A 288-nucleotide genomic window follows, 5' to 3' on the forward strand; every position below is an offset into this window, starting at 1 on the left:
CGTGATCGAAGAGCGAGCGGGGCTCGTGACGGTGGGCGAGACGCGCTACGCGTGGTGCGGGCAGACCCTGTGTCAGGCGCGTAACGGCAGTGATGTGGAGCTTCGCCATTACTTTGAAGAGGGTGAGCACTGGCGTTTGCAGGGCAGTCGTCTGGTGTACGTCCGTGATCACCTGGGTTCAGTCCGGGGGCTTGTGCGTGCAGGGGATGGGGCGTTGATGGGGGCGCACGACTATGATCCTTATGGTCGGCTGATCAGCGTGTCGGGTTCGTATCCGGGCGAGTTCGG

General features: G+C 63.2%; 1 protein-coding gene. It reads left to right on the forward strand.

All coding sequences use genetic code 11. From position 1 onward, the window contains the following. Positions 1-288, forward strand: a 288-nt coding sequence (locus DNK49_RS24315) for a hypothetical protein (protein WP_165843446.1), incomplete at both ends; no start/stop codon positions are given.

The organism is Parazoarcus communis SWub3 = DSM 12120 (genome assembly GCF_003226565.1).
GTDB lineage: Bacteria > Pseudomonadota > Gammaproteobacteria > Burkholderiales > Rhodocyclaceae > Parazoarcus > Parazoarcus communis.